Annotated in this window: 24 protein-coding genes; 6 read left to right on the forward strand and 18 right to left on the reverse strand. The window is 39.7% G+C overall.

Annotation, left to right across the window (positions count from 1 at the left end; genetic code table 11):
• Nucleotides 1-16: 16 nt before the first annotated feature.
• The gene (locus C228_RS0106050; protein ID WP_018651778.1) at nt 17-469 is read right to left on the reverse strand and encodes an Rrf2 family transcriptional regulator; all 453 of its coding nucleotides are present in this window, start codon (nt 467-469) and stop codon (nt 17-19) included.
• A 467-nt stretch (nt 470-936) separates the two neighbouring features.
• Between C228_RS0106050 and C228_RS0106055 the strand changes: the two genes are divergently transcribed.
• Complete coding sequence (locus tag C228_RS0106055) at nt 937-2310, forward strand: outer membrane protein transport protein (protein ID WP_018651779.1); 1374 nt, start codon at nt 937-939, stop codon at nt 2308-2310.
• A gap of 85 nt (nt 2311-2395) precedes the next feature.
• Entirely contained in the window at nt 2396-2959 is a 564-nt protein-coding gene (locus tag C228_RS0106060) for a methylated-DNA--[protein]-cysteine S-methyltransferase (protein ID WP_018651780.1), read from the forward strand.
• A gap of 30 nt (nt 2960-2989) precedes the next feature.
• Here C228_RS0106060 and C228_RS0106065 read toward each other — a convergent pair whose 3' ends face one another.
• The 8 genes from C228_RS0106065 to bioA all read right to left on the reverse strand — a co-directional run bounded on the left by C228_RS0106065 (nt 2990) and on the right by bioA (nt 11017).
• A complete protein-coding gene (locus tag C228_RS0106065; RefSeq protein WP_018651781.1) occupies nt 2990-4840 on the reverse strand; it encodes an ATP-binding protein in 1851 nt (616 codons plus the stop codon).
• 105 nt (nt 4841-4945) lie between these two features.
• Nucleotides 4946-5809 (reverse strand): hypothetical protein, encoded by an 864-nt coding sequence (locus C228_RS0106070; protein WP_018651782.1) that lies wholly within the window; start codon nt 5807-5809, stop codon nt 4946-4948.
• A gap of 115 nt (nt 5810-5924) precedes the next feature.
• Complete coding sequence (smrB, locus tag C228_RS0106075; RefSeq protein ID WP_018651783.1) at nt 5925-6467, reverse strand: endonuclease SmrB; 543 nt, start codon at nt 6465-6467, stop codon at nt 5925-5927.
• Nucleotides 6461-7102, reverse strand: a complete 642-nt coding sequence (bioD, locus tag C228_RS0106080) for a dethiobiotin synthase (RefSeq protein WP_018651784.1) — start codon at nt 7100-7102, stop codon at nt 6461-6463. The genes smrB and bioD overlap by 7 nt, the downstream gene beginning before the upstream one ends.
• Nucleotides 7102-7872, reverse strand: a complete 771-nt coding sequence (gene bioC, locus C228_RS0106085) for a malonyl-ACP O-methyltransferase BioC (protein WP_018651785.1) — start codon at nt 7870-7872, stop codon at nt 7102-7104. The genes bioD and bioC overlap by 1 nt, the downstream gene beginning before the upstream one ends.
• The gene (locus C228_RS0106090) at nt 7860-8519 is read right to left on the reverse strand and encodes a DUF452 family protein (protein ID WP_018651786.1); all 660 of its coding nucleotides are present in this window, start codon (nt 8517-8519) and stop codon (nt 7860-7862) included. Before C228_RS0106090 ends, bioC begins: the two co-directional genes overlap by 13 nt.
• A gap of 9 nt (nt 8520-8528) precedes the next feature.
• A complete protein-coding gene (gene bioF, locus C228_RS0106095) occupies nt 8529-9692 on the reverse strand; it encodes an 8-amino-7-oxononanoate synthase (RefSeq protein ID WP_018651787.1) in 1164 nt (387 codons plus the stop codon).
• Nucleotides 9693-9718: 26 nt separating this feature from the next.
• Nucleotides 9719-11017, reverse strand: a complete 1299-nt coding sequence (gene bioA / locus C228_RS0106100; protein ID WP_018651788.1) for an adenosylmethionine--8-amino-7-oxononanoate transaminase — start codon at nt 11015-11017, stop codon at nt 9719-9721.
• An 89-nt stretch (nt 11018-11106) separates the two neighbouring features.
• Here bioA and prmB point away from each other — a divergent pair, with 89 nt between their 5' ends.
• Complete coding sequence (prmB, locus tag C228_RS0106105) at nt 11107-12051, forward strand: 50S ribosomal protein L3 N(5)-glutamine methyltransferase (protein ID WP_018651789.1); 945 nt, start codon at nt 11107-11109, stop codon at nt 12049-12051.
• 82 nt (nt 12052-12133) lie between these two features.
• On the opposite strand, the gene greA is transcribed toward prmB, so the two are convergent.
• Nucleotides 12134-12610 (reverse strand): transcription elongation factor GreA, encoded by a 477-nt coding sequence (gene greA, locus C228_RS0106110; protein ID WP_018651790.1) that lies wholly within the window; start codon nt 12608-12610, stop codon nt 12134-12136.
• Nucleotides 12611-12704: 94 nt separating this feature from the next.
• Here greA and dacB point away from each other — a divergent pair, with 94 nt between their 5' ends.
• Nucleotides 12705-14147 carry a serine-type D-Ala-D-Ala carboxypeptidase gene (dacB, locus tag C228_RS0106115; protein WP_026313217.1) on the forward strand — a complete coding sequence of 481 codons (1443 nt, stop codon included), beginning with the start codon at nt 12705-12707 and terminating at the stop codon, nt 14145-14147.
• Nucleotides 14148-14180: 33 nt separating this feature from the next.
• Here the strand turns inward: dacB and C228_RS0106120 are convergent, their stop codons facing one another.
• Nucleotides 14181-14450 (reverse strand): GNAT family N-acetyltransferase, encoded by a 270-nt coding sequence (locus C228_RS0106120; protein ID WP_018651792.1) that lies wholly within the window; start codon nt 14448-14450, stop codon nt 14181-14183.
• A 164-nt stretch (nt 14451-14614) separates the two neighbouring features.
• Between C228_RS0106120 and purH the strand changes: the two genes are divergently transcribed.
• Entirely contained in the window at nt 14615-16204 is a 1590-nt protein-coding gene (purH, locus tag C228_RS0106125; protein WP_018651793.1) for a bifunctional phosphoribosylaminoimidazolecarboxamide formyltransferase/IMP cyclohydrolase, read from the forward strand.
• A 160-nt stretch (nt 16205-16364) separates the two neighbouring features.
• Here the strand turns inward: purH and lptD are convergent, their stop codons facing one another.
• The 5 genes from lptD to C228_RS0106150 all read right to left on the reverse strand — a co-directional run bounded on the left by lptD (nt 16365) and on the right by C228_RS0106150 (nt 23027).
• Nucleotides 16365-18695, reverse strand: coding sequence for an LPS assembly protein LptD (gene lptD, locus C228_RS0106130; RefSeq protein WP_018651794.1), 2331 nt, complete (start codon nt 18693-18695; stop codon nt 16365-16367).
• 66 nt (nt 18696-18761) lie between these two features.
• Nucleotides 18762-20129, reverse strand: a complete 1368-nt coding sequence (gene hemN, locus C228_RS0106135) for an oxygen-independent coproporphyrinogen III oxidase (RefSeq protein ID WP_018651795.1) — start codon at nt 20127-20129, stop codon at nt 18762-18764.
• 30 nt (nt 20130-20159) lie between these two features.
• A complete protein-coding gene (locus tag C228_RS0106140; protein ID WP_018651796.1) occupies nt 20160-20627 on the reverse strand; it encodes a DUF2489 domain-containing protein in 468 nt (155 codons plus the stop codon).
• Nucleotides 20628-20641: 14 nt separating this feature from the next.
• Nucleotides 20642-21214 (reverse strand): Der GTPase-activating protein YihI, encoded by a 573-nt coding sequence (gene yihI, locus C228_RS0106145; protein ID WP_018651797.1) that lies wholly within the window; start codon nt 21212-21214, stop codon nt 20642-20644.
• A gap of 154 nt (nt 21215-21368) precedes the next feature.
• Nucleotides 21369-23027, reverse strand: coding sequence for a putative transporter (locus tag C228_RS0106150; protein ID WP_018651798.1), 1659 nt, complete (start codon nt 23025-23027; stop codon nt 21369-21371).
• Between the two features lie 261 nt (nt 23028-23288).
• Here C228_RS0106150 and gltS point away from each other — a divergent pair, with 261 nt between their 5' ends.
• Entirely contained in the window at nt 23289-24506 is a 1218-nt protein-coding gene (gene gltS, locus C228_RS0106155; RefSeq protein WP_018651799.1) for a sodium/glutamate symporter, read from the forward strand.
• Nucleotides 24507-24568: 62 nt separating this feature from the next.
• Here the strand turns inward: gltS and C228_RS0106160 are convergent, their stop codons facing one another.
• Together C228_RS0106160 and C228_RS0106165 are read right to left on the reverse strand one after the other, a co-directional pair.
• The gene (locus C228_RS0106160; protein WP_014991165.1) at nt 24569-24946 is read right to left on the reverse strand and encodes a YacL family protein; all 378 of its coding nucleotides are present in this window, start codon (nt 24944-24946) and stop codon (nt 24569-24571) included.
• Nucleotides 24947-25259: 313 nt separating this feature from the next.
• Nucleotides 25260-26402: a WD40 repeat domain-containing protein gene (locus C228_RS0106165; RefSeq protein ID WP_425393287.1), complete on the reverse strand. Its 1143-nt coding sequence runs from the start codon at nt 26400-26402 to the stop codon at nt 25260-25262.
• Nucleotides 26403-26720: the final 318 nt, after the last annotated feature.

Below are 26720 nucleotides of genomic sequence, written 5' to 3' on the forward strand. Positions count from 1 at the left end.
ATTGAATTTTTTGCAATTAGTGTTTATGTGAATGATCGTGGCAATGCTCTTTTTCACAATCGTGATCCGAGTGTTCTTCAACAAGCTCCGCCAAAGTAATCGTATTTAAAAACACACCGATTTGGTCTTCTAAACGTTCCCATAAATGATGCGTTAAACACTGTGAGTTTTTACTACAGTTACCACTACCTTTACATTTAGTGACATCAAGATTTTCATTCACCGCCGCAATAATCATACCCACACTGATTTCTTTAGGTTGCTTACCAAGTTGGTAACCGCCACCCGGACCACGCACACTATGCACGATACCTTCGCGACGTAACTGAGCAAATAATTGTTCTAAATACGACAATGAAATCGCTTGGCGCTCTGAAATATCGGCAAGACTTACTGGTAAAGACTTTCCATGTAACGCAATATCTAAAATTGCGGTTACGGCATAACGCCCTCTTGACGTTAATTTCATAATAATTTCCTCACTTAGAGCAAAAGTAATGATTTTTAATTAAGCGAATTGTGATATACCCGACTATTTTAGTCAAGAATTTTACACTTATCACATTGAAAGGTTTTACAAATGATTCTTGGCATTTACGCCCAAATTGATAACTCAAAGTTATCAATTAAAAATACTGGTATCAAATCCTTACAATTATAAATGATTTTTGATCTACTTCAAATAACAATCCTGACTAAAATGGTTTGAATAACCCTAATTCAACGATTTTTATCCGCCGGTAAAGCGTAAAAATTTAGATTAGAGTAAACAAGCGCTCACTGGTCGGAACTCCGAGTATTTTAAGTAAAGACGCTTGCCCGCTCACTATGGCTACGATTAGAATTCGCGAACGTTAAAAAATTGTGAACAATTGTTCGCTAAAAATAACACTTCCTTCCGTAAGGTAAGATAGTATTCATAATAAAGGATATGGGATGAATAACCAATTTAACAAAATGCTTTTAGCGTCACTTCTAACCGTTTCGGCTGCCGGTGCTCACGCCGCAGCATTCCAATTAGCGGAAATTTCTACTTCTGGTTTAGGTATGGCTTATGCAGGTAATGCAGCTGTTGCAGACAATGCTTCTGTGGTTGCAACTAACCCAGCATTAATGACTAAATTCAAAAATACAGAAATTTCAGTAGGTGGTATTCTAGTTGACGCTGATGTTCACGTTTCAGGAAAAATGGGAGGCACATTTGATGCATCTCACGGTAACATCATTCCCAATGCAATGATTCCGAATCTATATGTTGTCGCACCAGTCAATGATCGTTTTTCATTAGGTGGTGGCATAAACGTAAATTATGGTTTGAAATCTGAATACAACAAACATTTCAATGCAGGTGTTTACGGTGGTAAAACCGAATTAACTGCACTTAATTTCAATTTAAGCGGTGCATATGACTTTGGCAACGGCTTAAGTTTCGGTCTTGGTTTAAATGCAATCTATGCAGATGCGGAAGTTAAACGCCATTTAGGTATAGGCGGTAAAGCGATCGCTCAACAATTAGCTGTACGTGCAAACCAGTTACCTGCTGCACAAGCTGCACAATTAAGCGCAGTAGCGAACCAACTCAGTAATATGCCGGCAAACACTTCTGTATCGCACATCAAAGGTGATGAATGGTCATTCGGTTGGAACGCTGGTTTAAGCTACGAATTGAATAAAAGCCACCGTTGGGGCTTAGCATATCACTCTGCAGTAGATGTAAAATTCAAAGGTAAATACTCAAATGATTTCCCAGTTGCTTATAATGCATTACTTGCACAATTAGCAAATTCAGGTGTGAGTTTACCTATCAGCCAAGCAACCGGCGGAGAATATGTTCCGGGGCGTTTAACGCTTAATTTACCGGCATACTGGGAATTCTCAGGTTTCCATAAATTAACTGAGAAATTAGCATTACAATATAGCTATAAATACACTGAGTGGGATCGTTTAAAAAGCTTAATCGCTTATGGTTCTACAGGTAATATCTTATTCCATAAAGATGAAAACTTCAGCAACTCATCACGTTACTCGGTCGGTTTCTCTTATGATGTAGATGAAACGTTAACTGTACGTACCGGTTTCGCTTACGATGAAAATGCAAGTGTAAAACATCCTTCAATCTCAATTCCGGATACAGATCGTATATGGTACTCAGTGGGTGCAACTTACCGCTTTACGCCAAAGCTTTCTGCTGATGTAGGTTTTGCGTACCTTCGTGGTAAAAAGAATAGCTTTAAAGAAGGTCAATCAGCGGTATTCCAAGTTAGCTCAAAAGCGAATCTTTACGGTTTAAATCTTAACTACAAATTCTAATACTTAACTCAAAATAGGCAATTACGAATGCTCGAAAGGCGTGTAAACTCATTACATGCCTTTTTATTTGAAACGGAGCTAAAATATGTCATCCAATATTCACTATCAATATTACCACTCACCTGTCGGAAACCTGTTATTGATTGCCAATGCTCACGGACTACTCGGCATTGAGTTTGAACAAGAGCAACTCACCACTGATGCGCAGAAATGGCAAATTGCTACTGAAGCAAGCGGTCAAATTTTCGAAATTTTTTGCAAAACACGCAACATTTTAGACCGCTATTTTGCCGGTGAGAAACTAGAATTCAAGCATTTGGATTTTCTGGCGCCACAAGGTACGGAATTCCAAAAATCCGTTTGGAAAATTTTATTAACCATTCCTTATGGCAAAACGACCAGTTATGGAGAAATCGCCCAACAGCTTGGTAAACCACATGCTATGCGTGCTGTCGGTGGAGCAGTAGGGCGTAATCCGATTTCAATCATTGTGCCTTGCCACCGAGTATTAGGCAAAAGCCAAACACTGACCGGTTTTGGTGGCGGCTTGCCGGCAAAACGCTATCTATTGGAATTGGAGGGAATTGATTTTAAAGATAAAGGCATTGAATTCGTTAACCCTAAACATAAAAAATGGGAAAATAAATAACTTATCTTCCCATTTTAAATTACGCTTTCGTTAGTAATTTTCTTTTACCCAATGTTCCGCTAAAGCAAGATCTGCTTGCCATTGCTGTGCGATTTGGAATACCCATTGCGAAATATGCTCTTCCCAAATTTCACCGTTATCGGTTTGGGCATACTGAGCAATTTCCTGCAAGCGTTTTAAGCTGACTGAAGCAAGCGCTCCTTTGATTTTATGCGCTTCATCCGCCGTGTTTTTACGCATTTCTGCTGAGTCGGTTGCCTGCCATTCGGTAAGATAGTGTTGTAAATTCTCCAAGTATTCCGGCATGAGCCTCGCAAATAACGCAAAATTAGCTAATACGGCTTTTGTCCCCATCACTTCGATTAATTCGGATAGAATCTTACGATCATAAGGTAAATTCAGTGCTTCTTCCGTGTCGACAAGCGGTCGAATTTCACCAGTTTTTTCCACAAAATCGCTGTTAAAGTAATGATTCAAACATTCGGATAACGCTTCTAACGAAAGCGGTTTACGCAATACGTCATCCATACCCTGTTGCTGATATTCTTCTTTGGTTTGCATAATATTGGCGGTTAACGCAACTAAAAGCGGCAAGTAATCTACTTCTTCGTTTTCATAGCGCTCACGCAATTGTCTTGCAATATCAAAGCCTGTCATATCCGGTAATTGAATATCAAGTAAAATAAGGTCGTAACTGTTCTGCTTGAATAACTCAAATGCTTCATCGCCGGTCATCGCTACATCTACGTCACAACCGAATTTTTCTAACATCGCACGGGCAACCACCACATTTACTTCAATGTCTTCAACTAATAAGACTTTTAACGCATGATCATTGATTTTAACTGCTTTTTTCGCTTCAACCGTATCCGCTTGAATCGTTAAGGTAAAGGTTGAGCCTTTGCCTTCCTCACTTTCAAGGGTGAGATCGCCGCCCATTAATTTAGCGATACGTTTTGAGATAGCTAAACCGATACCACTACCCTGCGCTTTTTTCTCTTGTGAGTTTTCCGCTTGGTAGAACATTGCAAATACTTTGCGCTGTTCGTTTTTAGGAATACCGATACCGGTGTCTCGCAAGCTAAAACTAAAATGGTCATCATCTACACGTTGCACATCAAGGTAAATATTTCCACCTGCCGGGGTAAATTTCAGCGCATTACTGACCAAATTCCACAATACCTGACTTAAACGTGCGTTATCGACCAAAATGAAATTCGGTAAATTATCCGAATAGCTGATATGGAATTTAATTTTACGTTGATCCGCCATTAAATTGGCAAAATTGCTGATATCACTGATCAATTGAGAAAACTCAACTTCCTTATTGAATAACTCAATACGGCGACTATCAATTTTCTCTAAATCAATAATGTCGCTAAAAATATGCCCTAATGAAACCGCACTGATATTAATTGTTTTTAAATATTCTCGCTGTTGCTGAGTTAGCTCTCCCTCTAACAGAATTCGACTTAAACCAATAATTCCATTGAGCGGTGTACGTAATTCATGGCTAATGGTTGCCATTAATACGCTTTTGTCTCGATTATTTTTTTCAAGTGTGGCATTTAAATGCGCATCCTGCTCACGCAACACACCGAGATCATAAATACTTTGTTCTAGCTGAATACGTGATTTTTCCAGTTTAACAACGATTAAATTGAAAAAATAAATCACAAAAGGGGCAGAAATCAGACCAAAAGAAATCGAACGTAAAATATCACTCGTTTGAATTTCGCCGGTGAATAAATAGGTTAATGCACCCTGGACGATAATGGCAAAAAATGCCAACACAAAAAAGCCCAGTAAAGCAGCCTTTACTCGACCTAAGCGTAGCACCCAATTCACATAATTTTGACTACATTGCTTGATTAGTTTCATTCTTCTCCCCTTAAAACATAAAACCCTCTCCATCAGCCAATGGAGAGGGTTTATTATAGCTCAAACCGCATTATTAGGTAGTTTCGATTATTGATTCAAATCGGATTATTTCCAATAAAATAAGCAAATAATCGCAATAATTGCAATAAATACACCTAAGTAATTAATTTCGTTGATTTTTTCTTTAAATACTAACGCACCAATAAATGTCCCTAAACAAATCACACCGAGGTTCATACCGGTAAACACTAAAGTCGGGTCATCTTTCATCACTTGGTGCGCTTTAATGTAGAATAAAATATTACAGAAATTCAATACGCCTAACACTAAGCCAACAACCACACTCGGTACGTGCCATTGCGTACGTTTAAGTAGCAAATAAGCAAACATTAAACAGCCAGCAAATACAAAGGCGATAAACAATGTTACCGGGAAGGCCGAACCTGATTTGGCAATTTGTTTAAATAGCGTATCAGTCATGCCATAACCTAGCCACACACAAGCAAGGCTAATAATCGCAATTTTGCCGCCTTTGCCCATACCGTGATGCGTTTTCCAAAGCAAGCAACCAAGTGCCACAAAGGCTAATACCAATGCGATTAATTTATTTTGGGTAATTTGTTCATCGAAAATGGTAAACGCCGCCAAAATCGGTAAAAACAGCGAAAGACGTTGTGCCGCATCGGTACGAATAATACCGGCAAATTCAAGTGATTTGGCTTGAATCAGGAAAATGGTTGGTAATAAGAAACCTAATGCAAAAAATAGATAAGACGAAGGGTTATTCGCCACAATATCAACCACCGTTTGTCCTTTAAAATCCGGATTCAGTAAAAAATAAGTCATCGAAGTCGTGACGATATAGTTCACTGCGATACTTTGATCAATAGCGATTTGCTTTTGACGTGCGACTTTAATCAACACACCGACAGAGACGCTACATAAAATAGCGATCACAAGTTCTAACATGGAAATTCTCCTTTATAAATAAAGGTTTGCATTCTACAAACTTCCTTATGAGATAGATAGATCAAGCGGTCGGATCTGTGCAAAATTTTGCAAGAATACGACCGCTTGTAATAGGTTATTTACGTTCGAATAAACGTCTTTCCTGGCTTTCGATTTGTTCCACCAAAATTAAAATTGCCGCATCACCGCCCCACTCTCTCGGTGCTTGGTGCAAGGCAATAATTTTAGGATGTTGCACTAACCAGCGAGGAATTTGATCTTTCAAAGTACGTGTACCGAAACCGGTCATAATGCTGGCGCAATAGACTTGTTCCCTTTCACACGCCAGAATCAATGCCGCCAATTCTTTTTTTGCCTGTTCACGGGTTAAACCATGCAAATCTAAAAAAAGTTCCGGCTGAAAATCGCCACGGCGTAATTGCTTTAAAATATACGGGTCAATATCCGCACGTAAATATTTGATTTTCTCATTTTCTTCTCGTAATAACGGCTCATATTCATCAGAGAAGAAAAATTCGGTATCTTTTTGTTCTTGTAACTCTCGTAACTCATTAACTTTTTTACGAGGCACAGTTTTCGGTACAAAAGTGTCTTGTTTAATTTTTTTCGTGCCTTTTACCGCTTCTTGGAAAAGTGCAAAATCTTCGTTATCTAACATGCTTGTTTGTCCATTACTAAAAATTCCGCTTCTGGGAAATTGCGTTCAATATATTCTCTTAAATAGTTTAGCGTACTTTGCTGAATAATTTCGTCTGTTGGCGGATAACTATTATAGATCAAACTGACTAACGGAATTTGTTTTTGTTGGCACGCCATTAAACTGAGCAAGGTATGATTAATCGAACCTAATCTGCCGGAAGTGACTAAAATCAGCGGTAATTGCTGCTCCGCAATATAATCAAGCGTGGTATATCGATTATCATAAGGCACAGCCAAACCACCCGCTCCCTCTAACAAAACGTAGTCATATTTTTCGGCTAATAATCGGCTGGCTTCGGCAATTTTGTGTGTATCAATCACGATATTTTCCATTTCCGCCGCTAAATGGGGTGAACAAGGATAGCGAAAAAGATAAGGGCAAGTAACACCCGCCTTGTCCTCTTCCATGAGTGGCAGATTTTGCATCTGACGGTGTTGCAAAATATCACTGGAAACGCCTTCACAGCCGGTTTGAATCATTTTTTGCGTAATCACCGAGTAACCCTGTTTCATTAAACGTTTAGCATAAAACCCGGAGGCGACCGTTTTACCAATGTCAGTATCAATGCCCGATACGAAAATGATTTTGCCCATTATTTTTTCACTCCCAAAATAAAAATCGGTGCATAAGTCAAATAAACGCCTTGTTCACAGCTAAATTGAGCTTGATATTTTACACTAAATTCCATCAGCCTTTTGCGTGTCCACGTTTGCGTACTAATTGCCGTTACCCCTGTTTTCCGTAGATGTTGCAACACGGCAAGCGGTGAAGCAAAGGTTAAACGAATCTGCTGCTGCGTAATCTGTAACTCGGTAAAGTCTTTACTTAACCAAGAATGCCAATCTTCTTGGCTTGAGTAAGTCAGCTTAACACCAGTTAGTTGACGAATTTCCGCTAAATTTTCCGAAGTAAAGCTGTTAAATAGCAAAACACCATTTGGCTGTAACAGATTCGCAGCTTGCGAAACAAAAGTTTTAGGTTGTTCAAACCATTGTACCGCAGATGCGGAACTGATCAGATCAAATTGACCTTCAAAGGCTAAACATTCCGCATCCCCCACCACAAACTCAAAGGAAACAAGCGGTCGATTTTCGCCAATTTTTTGCAAAACGCAATCTTGATAGACATCACTCAGATCATTAACCACCAAATGTTCCACTTGATATTCACGCACTAAATGCTGAGTTAAATCGCCCGTGCCGCAACCAATTTCCAACACTCGCCGAAAACATTGCTTGTTCGTTTGGGCAAGCAAATTTACCAGTTGTCGATTAATCTGTTGTTGAGCGATCGCATGCTCGTCATATTCCATAATATGGGTTGCAAAACGTTGTGCAATCAATGGTTTATCTAACTTTGCCATAATTGTAGCCACTCAAAAAAATGTTGCCATAGATAATGTTCGCCTTTAGAAATTTGTGTAATATGCACATTTTTATCTTGCCAAAAAGCTAGCTGATTTTGTGCCGAAAAAATACGATCTTTCTCGCCAATAATTACATTCGTCCAATGTAGCTTCGGCGTAACAAGATTTGCTTCGATTGCCGTATTCAACACCTCAAGCTCATGATGAATTTCGATAAGAGAACGCTGTTCGGGTAATGCAAGGTAAGTATTTAATAACTGTTTATCACCACAAATTCGGCGTTCAAACTTCAAGCGATTTTCTGTATTTAATGTTTGTAATGTGCCGTTAAATATCTGTAGCGGAATGCCCCATTCATCGTGTTTAGGAAAAGGCGTACCGTTAATCGCTGTCGCAGAAGCCAAATTAATCTCCGGTAATACATTTTCCGCCACCCAAACGCCCATCGACCACGCCACTAAGCGGACGGTTTGGTAACGGCTAAAATCAAAAGCAGGAAAGTTTAAATCTTGGTAATCATAACAAATCAATAAGTCATAACCGTTCGGCAACGCTAAATGTGAGACGACCGATGCCGGTGTACCCCAACCGGCAAAATAAATAATCAAATTGGCTTGTTGAGTTGAAATTAATTTTGTTTTCACTTTTTCTCCTTATAAACAAGCAATTAAGCGATCTAATTCTTCTGTGTTTAAATCAGCGGTTAATGATAGGCGGATACGAGCCGTACCTTTCGGTACTGTCGGCGGGCGAATCGGCAAGCAATAAAAACCTTGTTGTTGCAATGTTTTGGCTTTTTGCACCGCTTGTTCATTTTCTCCCACGATAAACGGAACAATGCAACTTTGCGTTTGTAACGGATAACTATTTTTCTGCTGTACCGCTTGTTTTAGTTTCTCACTGAGTTGTGCTAAATGTTGTCGTTTAGATTGAAATTCAGCTAACCGCTCAAATAGAAATGCTGTCCAAGCTATATTCAGCGGCGGTAATGCCGTTGAAAAAATCAATGGACGTATCGTGTTGATTAAGTAATCTTTAATCACTTGATCGCAAACCAAATAAGCTCCCATCGAAGCCAATGCTTTACCGAAAGTACCAACTAACAAATCAATTTCATCGATACAGCCAAACACTTCCGCCATGCCTAAGCCCTGTTCTCCGTATGCCCCGATTGCGTGCGCTTCATCCACATACAGCATAATGTGACACTGGCTGGCAAAGGCTTTTTTTAATGCCACGAGTTCAGCCAAAGGCGCAATATCGCCGTCCATACTAAAAATACTTTCGGTCACAATGATAATTCGCTCAAACTGTGCAGCATATTTACTGAGTAATTGAGTTAAATGTTCGAGGTTATTATGTTGATAGCGATAAAAAGACACGCCGGCTAAACGGATACCGTCAATCAAACTGGCGTGTACTAACTTATCGGCAAGAATTAGGGTATTTTTATCTACTAACGCGGGCAAAATACCGATATTGGCATGATAACCACTGTTAAATAACAAAGCCGCTTCTCGCTGAAAACGGTTGGCAATCAGCTGCTCAAACTCTTGGTAAATCGGGAAATTACCGGTCAGTAAACGCGAGGAAGATGAGGTAAGCGGAGTAACAAGCGGTTCATTTTCACTGATTTTTTGCAAAAATTGTTTTTGTAAGTGCTGATCTGAAGCGAGTCCCAAATAATCATTTGAGGAAAAATTCAACATTCTCCGATTATCAGCAATAATCCACTTTCCATCGTGTTGAATTGGCGGCAACGCTCGCTTTAAACCGGCTTGCGTTAATTCCGCTAACTTTTGTTCGAATACATTCATAAAACCTCCGTGAAATGTATTGCGTTTTATTCGTTATAAGCTATTTTTATTACTTGCAATAAGGCGGTCGTGAGTTGGGTTAATTCCGCCTGACTAATAATAAACGGTGGCATAATGTAAACCAGTTTGCCGAAAGGGCGGACCCAAATGCCGTGTTCTACAAATAATTTTTGTAGTGATACCAAATCAACCGGCTGTTGCATTTCTAATACACCGATTGCGCCGAATACTCGTACTTCCGCTACCGATTTAAATTGTTTTGCCGACGCCAACTCATCCATTAATTGCCGTTCAATACGTTTAATATTGGCTTGCCAATTACTTTCTAATAATAAATTAATCGATTCATAAGCAATCGCACAGGCAAGCGGATTCGCCATAAATGTCGGGCCGTGCATAAAACATTTTGCTTCTCCTTTGCAAATGACCGTTGCAACTTTTTCTGTCGTGACGGTTGCTGATAAAGTCAAATAACCGCCGGTTAGCGCTTTGCCCAAGCAAATAATATCCGGCACCACCTCAGCGTGTTCCAACGCAAATAGTTTGCCGGTACGCCCGAAGCCGGTTGCTATTTCATCGAAAATTAACAGAATCCCGAAACGATCACATAATTCTCTCGCTTTTTGTAAATAAACCGGCGAATAGAAATACATCCCGCCAGCACCTTGTACAACAGGCTCTAGAATTAATGCTGCAATTTCATCGCCATATTGTTCAAATAAATCTTGCAGTGGCAAAATCGCTTCATCTCGCCATGCTTCACCAAATTTTACACTTGGTTGCGGCAGAAAATATTGTACAGGTAAACTGGAATTGAATAGACCGTGCATACCGGTAACAGGATCACAAACCGACATTGCATGCCAAGTATCGCCGTGATAACCGGAACGAATCGTAGCAAATTTAGTGCGTTTTTTAGCACCTTTTTGACCGCTTGCTTGGGCATATTGCAATGCCATTTTCATAGCAACTTCAACCGCTACCGAACCGCTATCTGCAAAGAAAATTTTATTCAGCTCAAGCGGTAAAATTTCCAACAATTTTTGCGAAAGTTTAGCCGCCGGCTCGTGAGTCAAACCACCAAACATGATATGGCTCATTTTGCTTAATTGTTCGGTTGCCGCCTGATTCAAACGAGGATGGTTATAGCCGTGTAGCGCCGCCCACCATGAAGACATTCCGTCAATCAGTTTACGACCATCTTTTAAGGTGATGATCACGCCGTCCGCTCGTTCTACCGGATAAACGGGAATAGGATTGATAATGGAAGAATAAGGATGCCAAATATGCTGTTGGTCTAATTCGATAAGCTGAGTTGTTCTCATTTTTATTTTCCTTTAATTTTGCGAAATTCTAGCGCAAAAAAGTATATCGGTATAGAATAAGCCAATTTTTACTCTTAAAAGGGACGATTATGTTTGAATACAACCTAGAATTATTAGAAGAAATCATGGAGTCATCTGCCGCAGATGATTTAAAAACGATTCAAGATATGATGCGTTGGGCATATAGCTATTTCAACGCTTCGGATCTCTACTATGGTCACGGATTGGATAACCCTTGGGATGAAGCACACCAACTTGTACTAAGTGCATTAAGCTTACCAATTGATGTGCCGGAAGCGATGTATTCCTCTAATCTGACTCGTATTGAGAAAGAGCGCATTATCGAGATGGTTCAACAGCGCTTAGGTATGCGTAAACCGGTGGCATATTTAACTAATTCTACATGGTTCTGCGGTGCCGAATATTATGTAGACGAACGTGTTATTGTGCCTCGCTCACCAATCGGTGAATTAATTCAACAAGGTTTTACCGGCATTTTACGTGCCGAACCAAAACGCATTTTAGATATGTGTACCGGTAGCGGTTGTATTGCAATCGCCTGTGCAAACCGCTTCCCGCATGCTGAAGTTGATGCGGTTGATTTATCGCTTGATGCGTTAGATGTGGCACAAATTAATATTGAGCGTCATCAAGTTGCACATCGTGTGTTCCCAATCAGCTCAGATTTATTTACTGATATTCCGCAAGATAAATATGATTTGATCGTGACAAATCCGCCGTATGTTGACCAAGAAGATTTGGACGATATGCCGCAAGAATTCCACCACGAACCGGAATTAGCATTAGGCTCCGGCGTTGACGGTTTAGACATCACCAAACGCATTCTTGCCGAAGCACCGAATTATCTGGCAGATAATGGTGTATTAGTTTGCGAAGTCGGCAACAGTATGGTGCATTTAATGGAACAATTCCCAAGTGTACCATTCCACTGGGTTGAACTCAAAAACGGCGGACTCGGTGTATTTGCCCTCACTCGTGAGGAATTAGTGAAACATCATCATTTATTCCAATAAACATAAAAAAGCGGTCATATTTCCTCCATTTTTTGCAAAATTTTGAAGAAATATGACCGCTTAACTTTATACGGAATTCGGATTAAATATATTCCACACTAATAATGTCGAATTCAACTTTACCACCCGGAGTTACGATACTGACAGAATCGTCTACTTCTTTGCCGACTAAACCGCGAGCAATCGGTGAGTTTACTGAAATTAAGCCTTCTTTAATACTCGCTTCATCATCGCCCACAATGCGATAAGTCACTTCTTCATCGGTATCCGCATTCACTAGACCGACTGTCGCACCGAAAATAACTTTGCCGTTGTTGGCCATTTTGGTGACATCAATAATTTGTGCGTTACCTAATTTACCTTCGATTTCTTGAATACGACCTTCACAGAAACCTTGCTGCTCACGTGCCGCATGGTATTCGGCATTCTCTTTCAAATCGCCGTATTCGCGTGCTTCTGCAATCGCGTCAATAATTTGTGGGCGGCGAACATTTTTTAGAAATTCTAATTCTTCACGAAGCAATTCTGCTCCACGCACCGTCATAGGAATTTGTTTCATTATTTATCCTTTTATAAAAATTTTAAGGTTTACGAATATAAGCGAAAGGGCTATTATTCAACGTCTTGTTAAAAATATCAACTCCCGAATTTATATGCTACTTAAATCCATTGGCAAACTCATGCTAAAACTCTCTCTAATTAGTTTACTTACCCCAAGTATTAGCTATGCGGAAATCAATACTCAAGAACTTATGGCTTACCTTCCTGCCGGAAGTTCTGCCACTTTTATCGCTAAAAACCTAGATACAAACCAAATTATTGCACAACACCAAAGCGATACGTTTATGCTGCCTGCTAGCACTCAAAAAGTATTTACCGCTTTAGCGGCTAAATTAGCATTACCGCAAGATTTCCGTTTTCAAACTGCGTTGCTTACCAATGGCAAAGTTGAAAATGGCGTAATAAAAGGCGATTTAATCGCTAAATTTAGTGGAGATCCTGATCTAACAAGCGGTCAACTTTATCAATTAATTAGTGAATTAAAGAAGCAAGGCATTACTAAAGTTGATGGCAATTTGATCTTGGATACCGCTGTGTTTGCTAGTCATGATAAAGCCGCCGGTTGGATTTGGAATGATTTAACCATGTGCTTTAGTGCACCACCGGCAGCCGTCAATGTCGATAATAACTGCTTTTACGTCACCTTAGATGCAAACCAAACAGTTGGAGAGTTTGCTAAAGTAAATGTCCCTGCCGCCTACCCTGTTCAGGTATTTAGCTCGGCTTACATTGTCGAAAAAGCCCAAGCACCATATTGCCAATTAGATGTGGTGGTAAATGATAACAACCGTTACCAAGTAAAAGGCTGTACGGCTCGCCAAGCAGAGCCTTTCGGGCTCAGTTTTTCGGTACAAGATCCAGCAAGTTACGGCGCCAATCTAATCAAAGCTAATTTGCAACGTCTTGGGATTGCCTTTGAAGGGAAAATTCAAGAACCACTCAATGCGCAAAACGGTACCTTATTAGCCGAGCATTGGTCTGCACCGTTACCGGAACTTCTGAAAAAAATGATGAAGAAATCCGATAACCAAATTGCGGACAGCTTATTTAGAACTATTGCCAATCAGCAGCATAATCGTCCGGCATCGTTTCCGCTGGCAAGCCATGTGGTTCGAAATTTGTTAAAAAGCAAAGCAGGAATAAAATTCGATAACAGTGTGGTTGTAGATGGTTCAGGTTTATCTCGCCATAATCAAGTTAGTGCGGCAACCATGTTACAAGCATTGGAATATATTGCGAAAAATGAGCCACAGTTACAGTTATTCGAAACGTTTCCGATTGCAGGTGTAGACGGCACCATTTCCGGCAGAGGCTCTATTGCTGCCGAACCGCTGGCGAAAAATCTGATTGCTAAAACAGGCTCTCTGAAAGGTGTGTATAATCTGGCGGGCTTTATGAAAAACGCTCGAGGCGAACGTATCGCTTTTGTACAATTTGTGAACGGTTATTCGACCGGTGAACTCGAAAGTAAAACTAAACGTGCGCCGTTAAGCAATTTTGAACATAAATTTTATATGGCACTCTATAACGAATAATGACAAAAGGCACTCCTGATGAGTGCCTTTTACTTAAGCAATTAAATCCTGATGACTTCTCTGCATTCTCACTGCAATATAACTACAACTCGGCTTAATTTTTAGCACTTTTTCTTGAGCAAATATAATCAATGCGGCATAAAGCTCGCCGGCAATTCCCTTTCCTTGAAAGGCCTCAGCCACTTTGGTGGCATAAGCGTCAATCACATTATCTTTAATATAACGATAACGTAATTTTCCGGCTTTGATTCCCTCTTCAGTTAGATAGCTAAACTCAAAATTGTCTAAATCATGTTTAATCATAACTCCTCCTATATTTTTGCATTCTACGCTTCTTTCTATTTCCTTCAAGCGGTCATTTTTACAAAAAACTTTGCAAATTCGACCGCTTGCTAATGAAAAAAGCAAACGTTTGCGTTATACTAAAGAAGTATTTATTTAACATTCATTTTAAGGAACTTATAAAAATGGCGATTCAACAGGCGTTATTAAGTGTGTCTGACAAAAAAGGTATTGTAGAATTTGCACAAGGGCTTGTAGCTCGTGGTGTAAAATTACTTTCGACAGGCGGTACGGCAAAGCTTTTAGCTGAAGCAGGTTTACCGGTCACAGAAGTATCAGATTACACAGGCTTCCCTGAAATGATGGATGGTCGCGTAAAAACCCTACATCCGAAAGTACACGGCGGTATTCTTGGTCGCCGCGGTACGGACGATGAAGTGATGAACCAACACGGCATTGAATGTATCGATATGGTAGTAGTAAACTTATATCCGTTTGCGGCAACAGTTGCGAATCCAAACTGCACTTTAGCGGATGCGGTTGAAAATATTGATATCGGCGGCCCAACAATGGTGCGTTCTGCGGCGAAAAACCATAAAGATGTGGCGATAGTGGTCAATAACAATGATTTTGATGATATTCTTGCTGAAATGGATCAACATCAAAACAGCTTAACTTTAGAAACCCGTTTTAATCTTGCGATTAAAGCTTTCGAGCATACCGCCCAATACGATTCAATGATTGCGAACTATTTCGGGCAAAAAGTGCCGCCTTATCAAGGAGCTGAGGAAGAAGATTTAACACAGCCAAGCGGACAATTCCCGCGTACGCTAAACCTGAATTTTGTACGCAAACAAGCAATGCGTTATGGCGAAAACTCACATCAAAATGCAGCTTTCTATGTAGAAAACGAAGTAAAAGAGGCTTCTGTTTCAACCGCAAAACAATTACAAGGTAAAGCACTTTCTTATAACAATATTGCTGATACCGATGCAGCACTTGAATGCGTAAAAGAATTTGCAGAACCGGCTTGCGTGATTGTGAAACACGCTAACCCTTGCGGAGTTGCATTAGGTAAAGACATTTTAGACGCGTACAACCGTGCTTACCAAACCGACCCAACATCTGCATTCGGTGGCATTATCGCCTTTAACCGAAAACTAGATGGTAAAACGGCGCAAACTATTGTAGGCCGTCAATTCGTGGAAGTGATTATTGCACCAAGCATTTCGGAAGCAGCGAAGGAAGCATTAGCTAAGAAGAAAAATGTGCGTGTATTAGAATGTGGTGAATTTACCCAAGCACAAAAACGCTTAGATTTCAAACGTGTAAATGGCGGTTTATTAGTGCAAGATACGGATCAAGGCTCGGTTTCAATTGACGATTTACAAGTGGTATCTGAACGCAAACCAAGTCAAGAAGAACTTGAAGACTTATTATTCTGCTGGAAAGTCGCAAAATATGTGAAATCAAATGCGATTGTCTATGCGAAAAACGGTCAAACTATCGGTATCGGCGCAGGACAAATGAGCCGTGTATATTCAGCAAAAATTGCCAGCATTAAAGCTGAAGATGAAGGCTTACAAGTTGCAGGTTGTGTGATGGCATCTGATGCATTCTTCCCATTCCGTGACGGTATTGATGCTGCGGCAAAAGTCGGCATTACTTGCGTGATTCACCCGGGCGGTTCAATGCGTGATCAAGAAGTAATTGATGCTGCCAACGAACACGGTATGGCAATGGTCTTAACTGGTATGCGCCACTTCCGTCACTAATTATGCCCGAACAAGCGGTCTATTTTCTCTAAAACTTTGCAAACTCCTCTCCTCCGTTCTAATTGAATTGCAAAAAATCAAGGAAAATAGACCGCTTTCTTTCGAAGCATAACTATAAAAAAAAGCGAGATTTCTCTCGCTTTTTTACTTTTTCAGCAAACTAGTTAATTCCGTATTGCTCTGTATAAGGAATTAAACCTTTCTTCAGCATTTTACGTACACCGCTACTGTAATTTGTGCCGAAACGTAATTCAAAATTCACACCGAATTTATTGTCGTAGTATAAATCCTTAATGGTATCTGGCGCTCCGATTGGTGTTGCAGTCAACTTACGAGCCACATATACGTTAGCACTCCAACAGCAAGTGTTATAGTTCATAGAGAACTGGCTTTCTACTGGTTTTTTGAGCGCAATATCATGATAATGACTTGCCATAAATGCCACACGATCCGTTAGCTCCCAGCCTACAACCGCACCAACTTGTTTAATATCTTGCCCATATGCATTACTACGTAAGTTCTGATTAATATAATCTTTACTTGCAAAACGATAATTAAGCTGCATAAGTTTATCTTGACTTGGTTTATATTGTAGTGATGTATTCGCCAACGAAGTTTGGTTTAAACGCGTATCATATTGATAAGCACCATGCCAATTCCATTTCGGATGGAACTTCCAGTTAGACTCCAATGCCCATGAAGACGAACGACCGGTGGTACGGAAATCATCAGAAATTTTAGATGGACTTAAATAGTACATTTGTCCTGCACTAAAATTAAACACTTCAGCACCTGTTTTATCGCTATAAAAACGTGTTGTTCCGCCAGCTGTCAAACGATTTGCCGATGCAATACGGTCTAAACCGCTAAATGCTCGATCATTAAATAAGCTATAGAAATCCTGCTGCAATAATGTTGAATCATAACCGAAACTTACGCTCTGGTTTAAGCGAGAACCGATATTACTTTGATCTTTATACGGGCGATAAACATATTGTACATGAGGCTCAAAGGTTTGATTGAGACCTTTAAATAGCTGCTTATCTGCTTCTAATACCGTCTGAAGATCAATTTTTACTTGAGGAATAACTCGAGTCACATTTTTATCAATTTCATCCGCTTGCTTACTACTACCCTTTTCTTGGATATAGTGCGTCGCATAAAGCTTCGTTTCAAAATTTAAGCTACCATAACGATTCGCAAGTGGGAAATTCAGTGTTGGTTCAACATGAAAACGCCATGCTTTCGGCATTAATGTGCTGTCATTCTCAAAACGAGCCACTTGAGTGAAGAATTTAAAATCCCCCCTTTGCACTAGGTTATCTTTATAATAGTTAAAGTCAATTTGCGGTAATACACGGTATGGTCCCACATCCAATTCATCAAAAGTTTGGAATTTTTTACCCGAAATCGATAAATTGTAATTTGGTTGATAATAACCTAATTTAAATTGTTGGGTAGCGTAACCGTCAGTACTGCTACCGTATTCCGAATCAAAATCCGAAAAATAACGTTTATCACTGACTTTTGTATAATCTACATATAAACGCCAGTCGGTTAAGAAGCCCATATTGTGACGCCAATGCATCAAATAGCGCTTGCGATCATTATCATCAGGTTTATATTCGTCTAAACGATCTTTGCCCATATACTCACCGGCGATCTCCCCCTCTCCCAATTGGGTTAAATAGCGATATTCAGGGCTAATCTGCCAGCCTCGGCGTGAATAATAGGTTGGTGTAATCGTTGCATCCATATTCGGTGCAATGTTCCAATAAAAAGGCTGCGAATAAGTAAAACCGTCTTTGCTCGAACGACTAAAACTAGGAATTAATAGCCCTGAGCGACGACGATCGCCAATAGGGAATTGTAGATACGGTGAATAAAATACCGGCATACCTAGTACTTTAAAACGCGCATGCCAAATTTCAGCATATTCCTCATCAACATGCTGAATCATTTCATTGCCTTCAATAGACCACGCATTGTCATTCGGCAAACACGCTGTAAAAGTAGCATTTCTTAATATACGTTTATTCTTACTAAACGAACCGCTTTCCGCTGTACCTCGCCCTTGACGACCAACTAATTGGAATTCGGTATTTTGTAGATCCGCCGTTTCAGCACTGAGATTCATTGCCGCATCACGACCTTGTGCTTGAATAAGGTTATCTTGATATTGATATTTCCCCTTCAAAAATGCTCGACGGGACTGCTCACCATTTTGTTCTACTCGTACTTCATCTGCAAAGATAGAACGGTTGCCTTGTTTAATAGCAACATCTCCGGTATAAGTCGCATCTTTCGGCTGGTTAATCACGGCACTATCCGCTTCGATTTCTACCGGTAGCAAAGTTTGCTCCCCCTGAATTTCTTCACCTTGAAAATGCGGTACACCTAATAGACACTGTTCTCTCAAATCCGCTTGCGCATACTGAGCATAAAACGCTGTCATCATTGCAATAGAAAGAACACTATAACGAGCTTTCATAATAGTTCCTTATGTAAATGGGCGAACCCATCATAAATTCCAAAAGTGTGTAAGCACACCTTTTACTTAAATAATTCTTGAGAATTGTTGCCTTTTCGCAAGCTGTCTTGAATATACGTCAAAACATAAACAAATATTACGAATTAACAAACGACCTCGCGGCGAAACCACAATACTATTTTCGTTAATATCCAATAAACCGTCTTTTGCTAACGGCTCAAGTAGCACTAAATCTTCGGCAAAATACTGTTTAAAATCAATTTGATACTCAGCCTGCAAGCGGTCAAATTCCAACTTAAAGTTGCAAATCAACGCTTTAATCACATCACGGCGGATACAATCGTCTTTGCTTAACGTTAAGCCTTTGTGTAATGCAATACCACGTTCTTCTACATTTGCGTAATATTGTTGTAATTCTTTATGGTTTTGTGCGTAGGTATCGCCAAATAAACTAATCGCCGACACGCCCATTCCTAATAAATCACATTCTTCTTGGGTGGTATAGCCTTGGAAGTTGCGATGTAACACCCCCTGCTGTTGTGCAATCGCAAGTTCGTCATCCGGTTTAGCAAAGTGATCCATACCGATAAATTTATAGCCGTTACCACCTAAGAATTCGATTGTCTTTTGTAGAATAGTTAATTTGGTTTCTGGAGCCGGCAACATGTCGTCTTTAATTTTGATTTGCGCGGCAAAGCGGCTTGGCAAATGCGCATAGTTAAACACGCTCATACGATCCGGATTCAGCTCAATAACACGCTCAAGCGTATACATAAAGCTTTCGACATTTTGTTTTGGTAAACCGTAAATCAAATCAATATTGGTCGAAGTGAAACCAAGCTCTTTCGCACGTTTCATTAAGGCAAAAATGAATTCTTCGTCTTGCTCACGATTTACCAATTTTTGCACTTCTTTGTTGAAGTCTTGAATCCCCATACTGATACGGTTAAATCCAATGCGACGCAAATGATCCAACATATCCAATTCAATTTCACGCGGATCCATTTCAATACTGATTTCCGCGTCATCGCTCACGTTAAAATGCTTGCGTAACATCGCCATTAAACGCTCGGATTGCGCTTCATCTAAATAAGTCGGCGTACCGCCCCCCCAGTGAATTTGCGTTACCGTACGATTTGTGAAAAGTGGAGCACGCGTCTTAATTTCTTTTTCAAGATAATCCAAATAAATGTCTACTTTATGCTGATGACGAGTAATAATTTTATTACACGCACAGAAATAGCATAATTTATGGCAGAATGGGATATGCACATAAAGTGATAATGGGCGATTCGGATAGCGTGCCGAAGCCGCCTTAAAATCCTCATCATTGTAGCTTTCACTAAACTCTAACGCCGTTGGATAAGACGTATAACGAGGGCCGGATTGGTTATATTTTTGGATAAGGGCTAAATCCCAAATAATTTCTGACATTGGATTTCCTTCAAAGATAGTAGTCACTCACTATAATGTAATCTTCAATTGCGCGATATCGATGAGTAATTGATGACATTCCGCTTTAATTTGCTCTTCCAACTCAACCTCTTTCGATTGACGAAGTAAATCTTGCTTCATACGTTCATTACGTTTCAAGGTCTTACGCTCGTCTAAAATCGGCATATTTTCCACAACTTGATACAGCTCCCACATTGCTGGATATTGGCTTAGTTGTTTGCCCAATACATCAAGTAACGGTTTTAAACGAAGCACGCCTTCCGAAAAATCACATTGTTCGGAAAGTATTGCACGTGCAATCACATCAATACTCTCAGTAATTCGCTCAAAACGTGCTTTCTGAGCCTGCTCGGCTTGCACTAATAATGCCTTGTGTTGCATATTCTGTTTACGTAATTTCAACATCAAGTAAACCGCATAGCCTGCCATTGAAAGCACGATCAATATTGCAAAAATAATGAGAAAAAATCGAATCATACGCTTTTTTAAGTTTATCTAAATTGGTTAATATCCATTGTTTCGAATTGGCGAAGTAACGCATCACCATTATCTTCATCTTGGATACCTAAGTCAGTCATTAATTCATCAATGCGATCTAAACATTCGTCGACAAATTTTTGATCTTTAGCAGATAAGGTTTTACCCGCTTCAATTTCATCTAATAATTGGTTTAAGATCTCATTGTTCTCTAATTGTTCAAGCTCTAATTCCGGTGATAAATGCGGTTTATATTCTTCTAACGGCACCGGCTTAATCATTTGACCTTTCTCCGGTTTATTCACAAATTCCACCATAAGCGGGATTTTTTTACGGCTACCGATACGAGGGTCTTTAGTCTCTTTAACTACAGCTTTTTTCTGCTCTGCCGGATCTACATTGCGTGAACCTGTCGGCAAGCCTTTATGTTTACGTTTTTTCTTTTCTTCACGGGCTTTTGCATCAAGTTCATAACGTGTAGGTTTACGGTTTTTACCGCCACCTAATTTAGGTTGTTCCGGTTTTTTATCTGCTTTTCTAGCAGGCATAATGTCAGTAATACGACGTGTTTTTTTAGTACGGCTCATAATATCTATTCTTTTCTATAAAAAATTAAACGATTATTCTACAAGGAATCTGATTTGCTGAACAGAGATGAAATAAAAATAGCGGTCAGATTCTCGGAGAATTTTGCAAAAATTCCTTTAAATCCGACCGCTATCTATCGTTAAAAGCTTTTAACTAACCAGCTGCCCACAACAAAATAGCGAGTAATTGAGGTAAAATAATACGTAAAAACATCACTAACGGATAAACGGTCGCATAAGAAAGCGCTGCCGCGCCATTTCCGTCTTTAATCTCATTTGCAAATGCCAATGCCGGTGGATCCGTCATTGAGCCAGCAAGCAAACCGCATAATGAAAGATAGTTCATTTTGGCATAAATACGGGCTATCAATGCCGTTATCATTAACGGAACAAAGGTAATAATAGCGCCGTATCCCATCCATGAAAGGCCCTCTGGACTGAGCAAGGTATCAAGGAAATTCGCCCCTGCTTTCAAACCGACTACAGAGAGGAATAATACGATCCCAATTTCTCGTAGCGCTAAGTTCGCACTTGGTGGCATAAACCAATAAAGTTTACCGATACTGCCAATTCTCGCTAAAATTAGTGCCACAACCAGTGGACCGCCGGCTAAGCCTAATTTTAATGCGACAGGGAATCCCGGTACATAAAGCGGTAGAGAGCCTAAGAGTACGCCTAAGCCGATCCCAACAAAAATCGGCAACATTTGTACTTGTTGTAATTTTTGGTGCGCATCACCAATAATAGCACGTACCGTCTCAATATCTTCTTGGCGTCCAACTAGGTTCAGTACATCACCAAACTGCAATGCCATTTCCCCATTCGGAATCAGTTCTACCCCAGCCCGATTTAGGCGAGAAATCACCACTTCATATTTCCCTTTCAGCATTAAATGGCGTATTTTCTTACCGAAGACATTCTCATTAGTCACCACTGCCCGTTCCGAACGATAACACGTTCCTCTTGTTGATAATGAAATATGTGCTTCTTCTCCTAAGATCAGCTGCATTTTATGTAACATGGCTTTTTCGCCAACTAAATGCAGAACATCTCCTAACTGTAAAACCGTATCTACTTTAGGAACAAGTAGCTCTTCCCCTCGTTTTAAACGAGAATAAATCACTTTATGGCTTTCAAAATCGGGGATTTCTTTTAATTTTAATCCGCCTAAATTCGGATTAATTAAGCGAACATTTAAGGTATCAAGCCCTTCTTTTTGTTGATTTTGGCTATTATCAAAATCAGCGGCTTCTTTATCTATATTAATTTTGAATAAAATTCGCACTAGCCACATTGAAAGCAAAATACCGATAATCCCAAACGGATAAGCAATCGCATAGCTCATTCCCATTACAGCAGTGGTATTTTCTCCACCTAATTCAGCAAGAACCTGTTGACCTGCCCCTAAAGATGGTGTATTCGTCACCGCTCCGGAGAAAATCCCCAAGATAGCCGGTAACGGTACATCGAAAATAAGATGGATTAAGGCGACTAAAATACCGCTTAACAGCACAATTAAGATCGCAAAAGCATTAAGTTTTAAACCGGATTGCCTTAACGAACCGAAAAAGCCCGGTCCAACTTGAATACCAATTGAGTAAACAAATAAAATCAGACCAAACTCTTGAATAAAGTGTAATGTATGCGAATCAATCTTAACGCCATACATCGTAGAAAAATGGGAGACAATTATCCCACCAAATAACACGCCCCCAATGCCAAGCCCCACACCTTTGATCTTTAAGTGCCCAAGCCATAAGCCTAATACGGCAACTAATGACAATAAGCTTACTATAATTGCGATATCACTCATATTGAGTCTCCACGATAAAATAATTACTGAGGAAATTCTATCAAAGCACAAAAACAAAAAATGCGAACTGATTCAAGAAATAAGCGCTTATTTACTCAAAAAGCTGATCTCCCTCAAAATTTATGTGAATAATTGGATAAGTTTTTCTAATTTTATAAATAATTTTTCTTATCCCTTCCCCTTTGACAAATCAAAATGTTTGTTCTAGTATCAAATAATATTTATTTTTAAACATTCATTTAACATTTTAGAGGAGCACCTATGGAACCAATAATTCTTAACGGTTACCACACACTTATTGCTGCTACACTCGTTCTTCTCGTAGGGCACTTTTTAGTTGGTAAAATTAAATTTCTACAAGACTTTAATATTCCTGAAGCAGTAGCTGGTGGTTTAGTGGCCGCGACCGTTATTTTCTGTCTTTATAACTGGGCGGGTATTTCTTTCCAGTTTGAAAAGAGCTTACAAAATGCATTTATGTTAGCTTTCTTCGCTTCTGTAGGTTTATCAGCTGACTTCTCTCGTTTAAAACAAGGTGGTATGCCCCTTGTGATCTTCCTCATCATTGTGGGTGTCTTTATTGTTATCCAAAATGCCGTGGGCGTTGGTCTTGCAACAGCATTAGGTTTAGATCCTCTTGTGGGTTTAATTACCGGTTCAATCACCTTAACCGGTGGTCATGGAACCGGTGCGGCATGGGCAAAAATATTCTCTGAACAATACGGCATCAGCGGAATTATGGAAATGGCGATGGCATCAGCAACATTCGGTTTAGTTGCTGGTGGTTTGGTCGGTGGTCCGGTTGCACGTCGCTTAGTCAATAAAATGAAAAAAGACCGTAAACAACACAGCAAAAAAGTGGATGCTTCAGCAGAGCAATATGACGATAGCACGTTTGAAGATGCAGATAGCGTACGCTTTATCACAGCAAGCTCAACAATCGAAACTATGGCGTTATTTGCCGCATGTTTAGCCTTCTCATCCGTAATGGCGAACTCTTTCCCTGATCTAGGCTTGCCTCAATTCGTATGGGCATTAGGTTTTGGCGTAATTTTACGTAACGTATTAACCGCCGTATTTAAATTCGATATGTTTGATCGTGCGATTGACGTATTTGGTAACGCATCATTAAGTTTATTCTTAGCAATGGCGCTTATGAGTATCAAACTATGGGAATTAGCTGGTCTTGCTGGTCCAATGTTAATTATCCTCACCGTACAAACTTTAGTGATGATTCTATATGGTTACTTTGTGACCTTCCGTGTAATGGGTAAAGATTACGACGCGGCAATTTTAACCGCCGGTCACTGTGGTTTCGGCTTAGGTGCAACCCCAACTGCGGTAGCAAATATGCAATCTGTAACAGAGGCCTTTGGTCCGTCACACAAAGCCTTCTTAATCGTACCATTAGTCGGCGCGTTCTTCGTAGACCTGTTAAACTTAGGTGTAATTACTTGGTTTGTTGAGTTCTTACGTTAATCTGTTTAACCTTAAAGCAAAGGGCACTTTAATCAGTGCCCTTTATTTTTGCTATAACAAGATTAGTGATAAGTTTTGCTAAATTTTTGATAAGCTTTTAAGAAATTTTCAAAATCCTCTAAACCACAAAATGCGATACTTTCTTGATCATAAAACTGGAACCCGTCCTCCATTTGCGATTCATCGAATGCATCATCTAGATTATTCGCTTTCACCATCACTTCATCCGCATCAATAAATAAACTATATTCTCGACCTTCCAAAACATATTCATAAGGATTCGGATAAGTTGCACGACACTTGTCGATTTCCGCTAAAACTTTGTTTATCTCTTGTGGATTCTCCGCAATCTCTGTATTTAACCAACGAGCAAATGCTTCGTGATCCATTGAACATTTTGCGACCACACCATGAATTGAATGCGTAAATTGATATTCCATTGCAAACTCCTTGAATGGGTAAATTTGCCTTATTATAGCGGAAAACAAGCGGTTAAATTGACAAAATTTTTTCGTTCTTTGTACAACAGCTACATAATACCTTATAGAATAAAGCTTCCCCCTCTTTACAGGCTCAATTTTTCCACTATCCTTAATTTTTTAAAGGCCTGTCGTGAGGTTTAACCACTTAATGAATGCCCCAGATCTTGTTCAGTGACAAGTTTGATAATTTATAAACGAAATTGATAAAAATAAAACATAATCTACACCCCAAATTAGGGGTCCAAGTTTTGGGGCGCAGCTCACTTTTCGCTTAATCCGCCACCCAAATTTTTTCTAATTCCATTTTATCGGGGTGGTATTTATACACGTTAATTCCCCCACCGGTGGCTTGTCCCGTCACTAAAATGTGGGCTTTGGGGGCAGAGGATACGCTGAGATTTTTTCCGTAAGAATTAGTGGAAATACTCGGGTCATTGCCGATTTCGACATAGGCTTTGATCCAAGGATCGCCAACCGTATATAATCGGGCGAGTTCACTACCTGTGCCATTTTTATTCCCTCTTTTATCCAGCAAAACAAAATCTTTTTCACTCAAAAAGGCAATAGCAACTACGTGATTTAATCCCATTTGCTTATCTTTAAATTTATCGGGAATTGGCAATAATTTACTTTTATCATAGGTTTCAGTCTCTTCTCGATAAATACCTTGCCTAAAATTTGCTAACCGTTGTCGGTTAGTAAGATTATGAGTTTCCCACATAAAGTTTCTAAAATTTTCTCCCCCTGTCACCACCCAATTCCCATCAGGACTAATTAAGCCTGTGCTTTTGCCTGCATTTCCATATAACCTAGCCACGGGCTTTAAGGTATGTCTATCCCATAAAGTCACGCCATCATAACTACTTTTCTTACTCTCACTGGGGTTAATCGGATTCGCAGTTAAATCGGTTTCTGCCACAGGGGCATTTTCTGGCAGATAACTATTACCTGCAGATAAAAAATAGTTTTCGTTCATCGATAACGACATCGGCATACCTACGCCTCCATCGGTATATATCGGCACCATATTTTCGCCGTAACCTTTATATAAATGTCCATATTTATCAGCAGATAAGTAAAAATCCTTTTCCGCATTGATAATATGTCCGATAACCGGAAAATGGTTAAAACTTAAAATCTCTTTTCCGTCCACATTTTGAATATGCACTACATTATTACTGTCCTGCCACATAAATTCGTGACTATCAGGTACAAAGGCGGTAGTAAAACCTTCTGCATTCGTTGTCAATACTTTTTTCTCTTTCTTTTCAATATCCCATAAAACCAGCTGTTGTCCTAACTGAAAAGAGAAAAATTCCTTCACGCCATGAACGCTGATGACATAACGTCCATCACTAGACACGGCAAGAGAAACAACAGGTTCCGTGCGGTGATATTGATAGACAAAAAACAAACTAATAAATAAAAAACCAATAATTATAAAGAGTTAATGCCGCGCGAGATAAATTATCCATAAAAAGCGCGATAAATTAGAAAAATAATTTTTTCATATTCTGTAAAAGGTTTTCAAAAAATAAACTTATTGCAGACATCCATACCTCCCCAGCTTAAACTGACCGCAGTTAGTTGTTATTTCCTCAATCAAGACTTGCTATGCTTACCGAACAGAGTAATTCTGTGACCACATTAAGCTGAACAGGGAAACCATAGTATGACCACATTTAAAATGAGAACTGAACAAGAAATAATGCAAGAATTAGCACTTATTGCT

It is taken from the genome of Actinobacillus capsulatus DSM 19761 (assembly GCF_000374285.1).
Taxonomy (GTDB): Bacteria; Pseudomonadota; Gammaproteobacteria; order Enterobacterales; family Pasteurellaceae; genus Actinobacillus; species Actinobacillus capsulatus.